Origin of the sequence: Symmachiella dynata, from assembly GCF_007747995.1 — a bacterium.
Taxonomy (GTDB): domain Bacteria; phylum Planctomycetota; class Planctomycetia; order Planctomycetales; family Planctomycetaceae; genus Symmachiella; species Symmachiella dynata.
Genome location: NZ_CP036276.1, coordinates 1,569,799 through 1,581,737 on the forward strand (window position 1 = coordinate 1,569,799; position 11,939 = coordinate 1,581,737).

Sequence of the window (11,939 nt, forward strand, 5' to 3'; positions counted from 1 at the left end):
GCGTGTTCGGTTCTCGATTTAGTCGTAGACCACCCCTCAAGGCTGGGCCGTTGCATTTCAAACATCCGAAGTATGTCGTCGGCAAATCGCTTGGCGACACCCGTCGGATGAGGGCCACAGACTCTGCTGCCTCAGCAAGGTGGCGTCATCGAAATGTCATATAACAAACAGCGGCTCATTCCATTTGCGCTGCTTCTCATTGGCGTTTGGGCGTATTGGAGTCCGCTGCAAAGCATTGTTGAAAATTGGTCGTCGAACGCCGATTACTCGCACGGATTCATCGTCCCATTTATTTGTGCCGCTATTCTCTATCTGCGGCGCGAGTCACTGCCTGAGATGGCGCCCACGGTCTCGTTTGCCGGGCTGGCATTGATGCTTTTCGCCTGTCTCATGCGCTACTCCTCGGGGCGGCTTTATTTCCCAGAACTTGATGCTTGGTCGCTCCCCGTTTGGATTGGCGGCTGGGTCTGGATGTGCTTTGGATGGCGCTGTTTTCGCTGGGCTGCGCCTGCGATAGGGTTTTTATGTTTTGCAATGCCCCTGCCCGCGACAATCGAAATTGCCCTGAGTACGCCCCTGCAAAAGCTCGCAGCCGGCTGCTCGGCATGGACATTGCGACTGTTTTCACAACCGGCAATTGTGGATGGGACTGTGATCCTGCTCGACGGTCATCAGTTTGAGGTCGAACGAGCCTGTAGCGGGTTACGGATGTTTTTCGGCATCTTGGCGCTTGCCGTGGCGACCATCACCTTGGCCCGAACGAGTCTCTGGAAATCGCTCTTACTATTGGCCGCTGTGATCCCGGTTTCGATCATCGCTAATGTGATACGTATCGACGTGACAGCTTTGCTGGCCAAATATTGGTCGGGTGAAGTCTCCGAGCGATTCTCACACGACTTTGCCGCAGTGGCTATGGTCCCGCTGGCAGCGGCGATGTTTTGGGGCGTGCTGGTTCTGTTGGACGCAACGAGCCGCCGGTTTGCGGCGAGTAAGTCTTCTGGATCGTCGTGGGTGTTGCGGTTGGGCGTGGCTGCGGTGGTGCTGATTGTCTCGGTGCTCTTCATGCAACGATATTTTGAAAGTCGCACACTCAGCACGCTACAAAAGACGGCAGAGCGATATGAAGCCGAAGAGAATTATGAGAAGGCGGCGACGTACTACTCGCGTTATTTGTCAATCGATCCCGATGATTCCGACGTGGCGATTCAGTTTGCTGAGATGTCGCATCGTTCGGCGCACGCGAATGGGACTTGGTTGCGCGTGGCACAACTCTATTTGCATGCTTGGGAGTTGGCTCCACAGCAGGTGGAATTGGCAGTGACAGCCGCACAGATTGCGACCAAATTCCACGAGTATCGCATGGCCTTGGATATCTACGAAGAACTGAGATCCAACCCGCACGATGCCTCGGAGATATCGCAAAGCGAACTCGAGAAGCTCTATGCGGATTCGTTGGTCGCCTACTTGCGTTGGGAAAGAGGCCGGGCCAATGTCACGTGGCAAGAAGCGATTGACGTTTTGCATCAAGTGATGGAAAGCGGGGATTACGAGGTATCGCACGCTGCGACCCTCGCTTCGGCCATCATGGATTTTTCGCCGCAAACGGAGACAGAGGGCGGTCCCGAGGAGGCTGGCACTCCTCACGTTTCCGCATGCCAAGTGCTGGAAAAGCTGGTCAAAGAGAAAGCTGAAGTCCCCTTGGCGTGGTTGGCAAAGTACGAATTCGAGCGGGTGTATGGAAGTTGCTCCGACGCGGATAGCGAAGTCAGTTTGCAGCAGGCACTCAAGTTGGTTTCGCAGTCGAGCGGTCTGGAGGCGGCTCGGGTTTATTACGTTGCTGCGCAGTTGCAGATGCAGAAAGAGAACTCTCAGGCGGCCCAGGAATTGTTGGAAAAAGCAATCGCCGCACAACCCGATTTCCACCTGCCCCACTTGGCGCGTGCCAAGTTATTCTTGGCCGAAGGGGGCGCTGAGGGGGACAGCAAGGCGATCGCCGCTTTGGAAAATGGGTTGGAACAAGTCTTGGCGAAAAAAGGGCGCACGGAATTATCGTTGCTCGTGCCGCTCGCCTCGCTGCTGGCGCGAACCGGGCAGTTTGAAAAGGCCGAGGCGCTGGTCGTTCCTTTAGAGAAACATGCCCCGAACATTTCAGAAAGCGAGAGAGGCGCGGTGCTGGGAAGCATCGCTCTGGTCCGTGGACGCATCGCTGCGGCAGAGCAATCCCCGCGTCACGCATTGGGCGTGTTGAGCTCGTTTCTGGGAACATCAGACATGGAGCTGGCTCAAAACCAGTTTCCCAAAGTATACGCCGAAATCTGGAGCTTTTATGGCGACCTGTGTTTCGGGATGGGACAACTCGATGTCGCCATGGACGCCTATGGCCGTGCAAGCGATTTGAATCCCAGCCTGGCCGCTGCCCGGTTGCAATTGGCCAACCTTGCGACCCGATCTGGAAATTTGGAATTGGCCGAGAAACAATTCATGGCCGTCATGGGCGGTACGGAGGAGATTCAACTCAATGCCGCGATCGGCTTGGCGAAAGTCGAACTGCAACGCCAAAAGTCCCTACCCAAGCAGCAGCGGGACTGGGCTGCCGTCACAAAGGCATTGGAAAAAGCTGCCCAGCATGGCGCTCCCCATGAAACGATCGAGCTGGTTTCCGTGGAGATGATGATTGCCCAAGGGCAAGTTGATGAAGCGGTCGCACGCTTAGAAAACTCGCTGGAAGTCAACAGCGACTCGGCATTGTTGTGGCAAGATTATGCTGCATTAAAGTTGCAGATGGGCGACTATCAGACGGCATTGCAGGCCGCAAAAAAATTCCGGGACCTGTCCGATAATCGGGCGCGTGCCACGGTACTGCAATCGCGTGTGCTCGTCGGTGACAATCAAGTTGAAGAGGCGATTGCGCTGCTCCAAAAAGAGTTAAAGGTTGAGCAAGCAGCGGCCAAACAAGGTGAGCTATGGATCGAGCTTTCGCATTTGTATTTGCGCAATGGCGACATGCCGCGTGCCATCGAGATCCTAGAGTCTGCCCACGAGCGCCTGCCGCAAAATAAGGAAATCGTTGACGAAGCTGCCCGGCTGGCCTGGTTGCGACAAGAGTGGAATCAGCTTGCCAAATATGCCCAATGGCTCCAGGAAATCGAAGGTCCCCAAGGAACCGAATGGCGAGCGTATCAGGCCCAAATTTTATTAGCCAGCTTGGAATCTGCGAACGATCCCAATTTCGAAAAGGCGCATGGATTGATTCAATTCGTCAATGACCGCCGCCCCAATTGGCCGAAATCAAAGATCCTGTTGGGCGAACTTTCGCTGCTGCAAGGCAAATATCTGGCGGCCTTGTCCTCTTATCAGGAGGCCTGGAAACTGGGTAGCCGCAACATTTTGTTGGCGGACCGCATTATCGATATGTATACGCGGACCAATAGCAAGCTGAAGGCGCAAGAGTTTGTCACCCAGGCGAGCAAGATGTTGGCGTTCTCGCCTCAACTGTTTGACCGCGCCGTGCCGTATTACGCGCAAGGAACGGAACGAGAACAGGCGCTGATTCTTGCAAAATCCTGGGCCGAATCCCGTCCGGATGATGTCGACACGCAATTGCGGTTGGGGCGCGTGTTGATGATGTTGGCCGAGGGCGAAGTCAGAGATAAGAAACAAAAATCTGCTTTTCTCACCGAAGCCGAAAACGCGTTTCGCAAGGCAGTGGACAATTCGCCGTCTAATATCCGCTCATGGGTGGCCTTCGTCAATTTTTATGATCAGGTTCTTGATTCGCGCGAAGACGCTATTTCCACCCTTCAAGAACTCGCCCAACAAGCCTCGATCAGTGATCGCCACAAATCGTTTGTGTTGGCTCAACTTTATACGCGTTTGGGACTCGTGGATGAGGCCCGCCGGTATTACCTGGAGTCGATCATCTTATCGAGTGATGCCGGGGATCCGCGCAGCCTACAAATACTGATGCATGCCGCGCAATTCTATTTCGCACAGTCACCGCAATTGGCCGAAATGCTCACGCGTCGCGTGCTTGTAGCAAAGCCCAACAACCGCTTTGCGAAGTTGATGCTGGCCAATTTGCTTTTGAAGGACGGCGAAAAGTCTGCGACCGAGGAAGCTGGCCGTGTGCTGAAGCAAGAGTTCGAGGATATCGAGCAGAACCCTCAATCCGCCGTGATTCGCGCCCGAATTCGGTTTCTGTCCCAGCGCGGTACACCAAGCGACTACACCGAGGCGGTCGGATTGGCCGAAGGCATTCTGGATAAAAAGCCTGACGACTTGCGGACCATGGCCGATTTGTATGAGCACGTAGATCGTATTAGCGCGGCATTTGGAATCCTCGATGATCTGGGAAACCGCGTGACACCGCGCCCACAAGATCTCACCGAATACCTACGCTTCTGGCAACAGCATTTTCTTGCAGCGCCGGATCAAGAGGATACCGTCGCATTTGAAGGGGGCGCTAAACAGATTTATGCAAAGTTAGCCGAGACAGCGGAAGGGCTGGGTGAATTTGTTCGCTGGAAGATCCGCGAACTCAAAGTGAAAACATCGGAGCCGCAACTCAGCTCGGACGATACGGAATCCCTGGCGAATGAAATCCGCGCGACGTCGGCCTTTCAGGCGGCGAGCACCGTTGAAGAACAGCAGGCTTTGTTAACGCGTATGCTTTCTGTGGCGATCCATGAAAATGAACCCCATTTGGCTGTCTATTTGAGTGAGCATGGCTTTACAAAATTGTCCTCAGAAGCGGCGGCCCGCAGTCTGATTGATGCATTGATTATTAACCGCGATGTCAAAAGCAGTCACAACGCAGTGGTCGACGATTTTCTTGCCCGGGCCACCGCAACTGACGTCTCTGCAACTGGCGATTCACTGGTTCAATTGCTAGGGGATTTGCGGTTTCTGCAAGGACGTTATGACGACGCGGTGCTGCTCTACCGCAAAGTGTTGGAGCGTACGCCCGACTCGACCATGGCGCAGAATAACTTGGCGTTGGCGATTGCCGAAACCTCCTCGCCCATTCAAGAGGCGCGGGCGATCCTGCAAGCTGCCCTTGAGCAACAGCCTGATAGCCTACAACTGAATGACTCCCTCGCAACCATTGAGTTGATTGACGGCAATGCACAACGGGTGATCGATCGGCTCACACCACTTGCAAACGAATCGCTTGCCGGCGCCTCGCTTTGGCTGCACTTGGCCGAAGCATACAGCCAGATCGGAAACGATCAGTCTGCGCAGGACGCCTTCCAACGTGCTTTGGCCTTGGGTATCGAACGACAGGTGCTATCTGCACGGGATCAGAAATGGCTGCGCGACCTGTCGGAGCATTTTCGACATGCGTTGTTTGTGAAAGGCTCGTCCTGAGGGGATTATCATGATAAAAACCGCGATTGCATTAGCGATAGCTGCACTGGTCACCGTGGCCTCCGCTCAACTGCAGCCGGGACACCTTTACCAGCAGGCTCCTGCAGAAATTCTTGAAAAGGAATCGCAACGTCTTGAGAACTTTCCCGTGGCATTTGGGAATTGGGACGCGCAAGCCGAGGGCGATCCGCTGCCTGAAGGCGTGCAAACAGAATTGGGACTTGAGAATTATCTCAGCAGGGTCTATCGCAATCGAGAGACCAATCAACAGGTCGCCTTGTTGATCATGGTGGGTTCACCGGGCCGTTTGGTTCGCCATCCGCCGGACATTTGCTATTCCAATCGCGGCAGCCGGACGTTTTCTACCGGTAAGATTCTGATCGAAGATGCAGACGCGACAGATAACTTTCGGTCTCTGGCCTATGTCGGGGACGATTCATTGGAGACGTCTGACGAGTTCGTCGTTGCGTATGGACACACCGCCGATACGCAATGGGATGTGCCGCGCTTTCCGCGATTCACTTATGGGAGCGAATCATTCTTGTACAAAATGCAAGTGCTCGTTGCTGGGGGAGACAATAACGAAGAACGGATTCAGACTGCGGAGATGTTTCTGACGGACTGTGTCCAAGCGTTCCAAACGCTACGAAGTGCGAAATGAAAATGCCGCGACCGAAAACGATTCGGTGCATGGCTTTTTAAATATCAAGATGCGAAATGGTGATGGCTGTACTCAAACCGTGTCCCAAAATCGGCATCAACGTCCTGATCGCCGCTCTGATTCTCACGGCCGTTGCGGTCAATGCCCAGGCCGATCCGCCGCAGCGACCAGCGTTTCGAAATCATATTGCGCCATTGCTAACGCGGCTTGGCTGTAATCAGGCGGCCTGTCATGGCGCGGCCGATGGACAGGCTGGGTTTCACCTCTCCTTGTTCGGCTATGACCTAAAAGGGGACCACGAAGCGTTGCTGTCGGGCGATCCGGATCCACGGGCGAATTGGCGGGACCCCGAAGCGAGCTTGATTTTACAAAAGCCCTGCGGCTTCGAAGATCACGAAGGGGGCGTCCTGTTCGAGCCGGAGAGCTTTGAATATCAGGTGCTGTTGAATTGGGTGAAAAACCGGGCACCCGGCATTCCGCTGGGAACTGATTGGATCGAAGTTGAAACACTCGACGTGCAACCGGCGGTCGTCCGCGGGCTTCCGAGCGACAAGCCGCTGAAATTGCGTGTTCAGGCAGAATGGAATAACAAGACGAGCGACGAGGTGACGCAATTTTGCCGTTTCGTCTCTAAAGACGAAACGATTGCGACTGTCGGCACGGACGGTGAGATCACGCTGCACAAGCCGGGGATGACGCATGTGCTGATCTACTACGACCGGGTGATACAGCCTGTTGAAGTCATCGTGCCCTTTGCAGACACCGCATCGAATGCCGACTCTTTGCCAACTGGGGCGGGCAGTCTTGATACGGCTGTCGACCGGCAGCTTGCGCAATTAGGGCTACAACCAGCCGAGCTATGTAGTGATGCGGAGTTCCTTCGCCGCGTCAGCCTGGATTTGACCGGTCGTCTCCCGCGGTCGGATGAGGTGCTCGAATTTATTGACGACAAAACGGCCGACAAACGAGAACGTAAAATTGACGCGCTGTTGGCCAGCGACGCTTATACCGATCATTGGACGGCGTGGTTGTGTGAACTGTTTGGTCTCAATGAAGAAGTCATGCCCGACGGTGCATTTCGCCGCGAAGAAGCATTGCTCAGTTATCAATGGATCCGCCGGCGCGTGGAGCAGGGGACGAGTTACGATCAGTTGGTCAACGATATCGTACGCAGCATCAACCGGCGACCGGAACAGCCCTTTGAAGAATACATCGACGAGACGAACGCATACTTCCGCGCGGGGGGAGAGGATCTGTTGGTCGAGCAGGATCGACTTCCCTTTTTCTGGGGCAGAAAGCATATTCGCGCTGCTTCGAATAAAGCGTTGACGTTCAGCCATACATTTTTGGCGGTGAAGCTCCAATGCGCCGAATGCCACAAGCATCCCTTTGATCGCTGGACCAAAGAAGACTTCGAGGGGCTGGAGGCATTCTTTGAGCCGTTTAAGTTTGGGACGCCCAGCAAAGACATTCCCGCGTCCAAGCGGATTCGCGATACGTTCCGGCCGAAAAAAGGAACGATCAACGACCATGTTATCCGGCAGGCATTTGACGCTGGTAAACGTGTCTCCTTTCCCGGAGTCTATATTAAGGACGGTGACGACAGTGCGACGGTACCGCAGGTTGATCGGCTCAAAGTGTTAACCGAATGGATGAACGATCGAGACCATCCGTATCTAGCCATCGCGCTTGTCAATCGGGTGTGGGAACACTTTTTAGGAACCGGAATCGTGGATACGCCAGACGACCTGAGCGTGGGAAATCCTCCCAGCAATCGTGAACTCTTGGATCGGCTGGTTTTGCAATTTATCGAATCGGATTATCGTCTTCGCACGTTGCAACGTGACATTGTGATGAGCCGGGCGTATCAGCGCAGCTCCACGCTCAAAGACGCGGTGCCTGAGCATCGTCGGCAGTTTGCGCAATCACAATTTCGCCCGATGTCGGCGGAGGTGCTCTATGATGCGGTTTTTCAGGCGACTGCGGATGATGAGTCAAAAGTGACCACGACAGAGACAATGGTCGGTCCGCGATCGGTTTTGCGAAATTCCCATCGCTTACGAAAATTGTTGGCGCGGATGGGGCAACCACCGGGCGACGAAGTTTGCGCACGCGTTCGCTCAAATAATCCCACGCTGCCGCGTACGTTAGAGTTATACAACGGACCGACGTTTCGCAAACTTTTGGATCGACCCAACGGTTGGATCGGACGCATGCGGAGCACCGGAACCGATGCGGCGGCCCAGCAGTTGAGAACACCCGGTGAATTGCTGCCGGAATTAATCGACGCCGCGTTCTTGCGGACCGTGTCGCGACTCCCCTCAAGTGAAGAACGCTCAAGCTGCCTGTCGTATTGTCAAGAATCGAAGAGTCTCCCCGACGGCGTGCGCGATGTTGTTTGGGCGCTGATCAACTCACGTGAGTTTTTGCTCAACCATTAAGTGAATGAGATAACAATGCCCCTTTCTTTTCCCCACACCATGCAGCCTTCGCGTCGAGACATGCTCTGCGCGGGGACTCTGGCTATCGGCGGCATCAATCTCTCGCATCTGTTGCGCGCTGAGGAGGCTGTTTCAGGCTCATCCGCAAAGTCGGCCATCGTGATCTTATTGGATGGTGGGCCGTCGCACATCGACACGTTTGATCCCAAGCCGACTGCGCCCCGCGAAATGCGCGGGGAGTTTGGCACGATCTCCACGGCGCTGCCCGGTGTTCAGTTTTGCGAACACCTTCCACAACTGGCGCAGGCCACCGACCGTTATGCCTTGGTGCGCGGGGTCTCCCATGCGTTGTCCGACCATGGGCTGGGGAAAAAATACATCCTGACGGGAACTCCGCCGCTGGCGTCGATTCAGTACCCGTCGTATTCCGCAGTGATGAATTATCGAAATCCCGCTGCGATCGATTTGCCTGGAAGTGTCGCCATTCCCCGCTCGCCTCAAGGGCCGGGTTTTCTGGGAATCGAACATGCCTCGTTTGAAACCGGAAAGTTCCCCAAGGCGGGGCGTTCCCTGGATGTCCCGGCGCTGGCCCTCCCTGCGGGAACAACAACTCCGATGCTCGAACGTCGCGAACGATTGCGACGGACGCTCGATCAGAAGCTCGAGCAGTCCGGGAATTCCACCCTGCTGCTGGATGGTATGGACCGTCACAGCCAGAAGGCGTATTCGATTCTGACTTCGCGGCGGACACGGGCCGCATTTGATCTCTCCCAAGAAAAACCGGCCTTTGCCAAACAGTTCGCTCAGGATTCCTTCAGTCAAAGTTGCCTGCTGGCCATTCGTCTGGTCGAGGCGGGTGTGCGCTGCGTGACGATATCCTTTGGAGGCTGGGATACGCACCGGAACAATTTTCCGACCCTGAAAAACAAGAATCTCCCGCGGTTAGATACGGGTTTGGTCGCACTGTTGCAAGGTCTGACGCAGCGCGGTCTTTTCGATTCGACCACGGTGTTGGCCACGGGGGAATTTGGGCGGACCCCGAAAATCAATGCGTATGGTCAACCCGGACGCGAGCACTATGCGAAGTGCATGTTCATGTTGTTGGCTGGCGGCGGGATCGTCGGTGGTCAGGTGGTGGGTGGCAGCGATACCACGGGGGCGTTGCCTGTCGATGTCTCCATTTCTCCGGACGACGTCGCTGCGACATTTTATACCAGCCTGGGGATGGACCCTGAGCAGGTCCTGCATTCCCCCGATGGCCGACCGGTGACCTTGGTACGCAATGGTTCACCGATTCGAGAATTGCTTCGCGGCAGTTGATACCTGCCTACAAGAACCAACGTCGCTGGACAGGGAAAACCTAGACTGACTCGGCACTGGCGGGCAAGCCGCCAGTGGCACCCGCGCGTGCAACGCAGCCGTTTATTGCGACGCTCAGTTGGTTCCATCCGGGAATAACGATGGAGGCGCGAGCGGATGCGGTTCTGGTGTCGGCTCCATGCTATCGCTAGGAGCCGGAGCAATCTCTAGGGGAGAAGGAGAGGGAGCATTGTTTTTTAACTCCTCCCAATTGCAGCCGTTGGGGCAGGGAGCCGGGCTTTGCGGATGGTCGGACGGGCCGCAGCGCCAGACGGTCGGTTTGACTCCAAAATTGTGCCAGTCCGGGCCGCACGGCGTGCGCCGTACCGCTTCGCTGCTGCACGGGCCGTACGTATCTTTCAGATCGGTGGGGCAACACTCTTCTCGGTTCAGCCAATGGCAACCGGTCGAAAAACTGAGAATGACGCAGACGATCAACCAGTCGGTTCGCCGCAGGGAGAAGGTGCGTGACATGGTTGTATTCCGGGAATCAGTGGACATGATGAGTTTGAAGTCAGTGCGAATCTCGCGGTCGTATGGTACGTGCAACGTGGCCGCTAGAAACCTTGGTTGTTCACAGTGCCGTAGGTCGTAATACGGTTGGCAGTCTGGGTTCCCAGCAATGTCACACCCAGCATCCGTTCGATCGGCGATATGATTTTTGCCAAGGCGGTATCGAAGGCCACCAATTTGTCTTCCGCCACATACAGGCGGTCGCCCGGCATGAGTTGGTAGTTGGTCGTCACGTCACCGCGTTGGGAAATTCCCAGCCAGTCGATGGGCATAATTTGGTCACCCCCCTGGTTATTGAAACCGGGACGGGCCACCCACATGCGGATGGATGAATTCGAGGAGAAACCTTGAATCTCGCCGATGGCATCCAAAGCCGTTTCGCTTCCTTTGATGGGCAACCGAAAAACTTGATCGCCCAGACCCGCGCCTTGTGTAATGACGTAATACACCTTGCTGTTGAAACCGAACACGTCGACGCCGACTTGCGGGTTTTCGAAGTATTGAGAAAGATGTGTTTCGATGGTTGTTTTGGCTTCTTCGATCGTCATCCCGATCAGGCAGACGCGACCATAGCTGCCCAGCGTGACGCGTCCATCAGGAGCGACCAAGTGTTCGCCCGAGATGTCTTGTTGGGAGGCGATGCTGGAGAGCGTGATCCACACCCGCGGCTCACGCGCCACCAGTTGCAACCGTTCTTCCAATTCGTTGCGGATCATTTCGATCGTTTTACCGGTCGCGCGAATCGGTTGATGCTGACCGTCGAGATAATCATATTCGTAGCCCAAGACCAAGTTGCCATCGAGACCAATGACATGCTCTCCCCCAATGGGAGCTTCGGTGGGCACCCCTGTGGCTTGCACGATCAGTGTGTCCAGTGGCCGGACTCGGTAGGGATGTTTGGGAACGAGGCTGATTGCCGAGATGGTCAACACATCGGGAGGCTCGATGACGTAAACCGGCGATGTCGCTTTGGACAACTCGTGCGGAATAACTTCCGAGATAGGTGGCGCCGTGGAATACTCGACGGCCGAATCATCGAAGGTCGCGCATCCTGAGACCAGTATCAGCAGCATGAATGCGCCGCCAACGAGTCCCACAAATTTGTGTGATGACTGAGCGAATAGCGGCATGATGAGTCTCGTTTCGAACTGTGGCTTTTTAACTCGCTCTGGAAATCCCGCCCCAGAAATTCGAGGTTTCTGTGGGCATCGGCGAACGCACAAAAGGTGGTCTGCGAGAGTGAGTTTCTGAGTACAGCCGCTCCCAAAAATACGACGCCTATCCTGAATTCCACGCGAAACCCTTGCGGGGGTTGTACGTTTGAGAATTGTGTGACAGACGTATTTCAAATGGTGTGATACGTTGAGATTCGATTTGCGCAGATCAACCAACGAGATTGACCGCGCTGTCTCTGCATAAATCGTCATGATTGCTACAGGACTTGAGGTTGATGTAATCGGAATGACCTCTAAAATCGTTAAAGACACCCAAAATAGTAAGCCTGTGCCCGCTGTGGGGACGATGAATATAAGTACCTGCACGATGCGTCCTCACTGCGGTCAGCATGTGTTGGGCCATCCTAAAACTTAGACCCTCGC

Annotated in this window: 6 protein-coding genes; 4 read left to right on the plus strand and 2 right to left on the minus strand. The window is 55.1% G+C overall.

Annotated features, from left to right (window positions below; translation table 11 throughout):
* The first annotated feature begins 153 nt into the window (after positions 1 to 153).
* From xrt to Mal52_RS05985, 4 genes are all read left to right on the plus strand, one after another.
* Entirely contained in the window at positions 154 to 5,367 is a 5,214-nt protein-coding gene (xrt, locus tag Mal52_RS05970; protein ID WP_145374797.1) for an exosortase, read from the plus strand.
* 10 nt (positions 5,368 to 5,377) lie between these two features.
* Complete coding sequence (locus Mal52_RS05975) at positions 5,378 to 6,028, plus strand: exosortase-associated EpsI family protein (protein WP_145374798.1); 651 nt, start codon at positions 5,378 to 5,380, stop codon at positions 6,026 to 6,028.
* Positions 6,029 to 6,090: 62 nt separating this feature from the next.
* Positions 6,091 to 8,469, plus strand: a complete 2,379-nt coding sequence (locus tag Mal52_RS05980) for a DUF1549 domain-containing protein (RefSeq protein ID WP_197534689.1) — start codon at positions 6,091 to 6,093, stop codon at positions 8,467 to 8,469.
* 15 nt (positions 8,470 to 8,484) lie between these two features.
* Positions 8,485 to 9,789 carry a DUF1501 domain-containing protein gene (locus tag Mal52_RS05985; protein WP_231962535.1) on the plus strand — a complete coding sequence of 435 codons (1,305 nt, stop codon included), beginning with the start codon at positions 8,485 to 8,487 and terminating at the stop codon, positions 9,787 to 9,789.
* Between the two features lie 114 nt (positions 9,790 to 9,903).
* Here Mal52_RS05985 and Mal52_RS05990 read toward each other — a convergent pair whose 3' ends face one another.
* Positions 9,904 to 10,302, minus strand: a complete 399-nt coding sequence (locus Mal52_RS05990) for a hypothetical protein (RefSeq protein WP_145374800.1) — start codon at positions 10,300 to 10,302, stop codon at positions 9,904 to 9,906.
* An 83-nt stretch (positions 10,303 to 10,385) separates the two neighbouring features.
* Positions 10,386 to 11,471 (minus strand): polysaccharide biosynthesis/export family protein, encoded by a 1,086-nt coding sequence (locus Mal52_RS05995; protein WP_197534690.1) that lies wholly within the window; start codon positions 11,469 to 11,471, stop codon positions 10,386 to 10,388.
* Between the last annotated feature and the right edge of the window lie 468 nt (positions 11,472 to 11,939).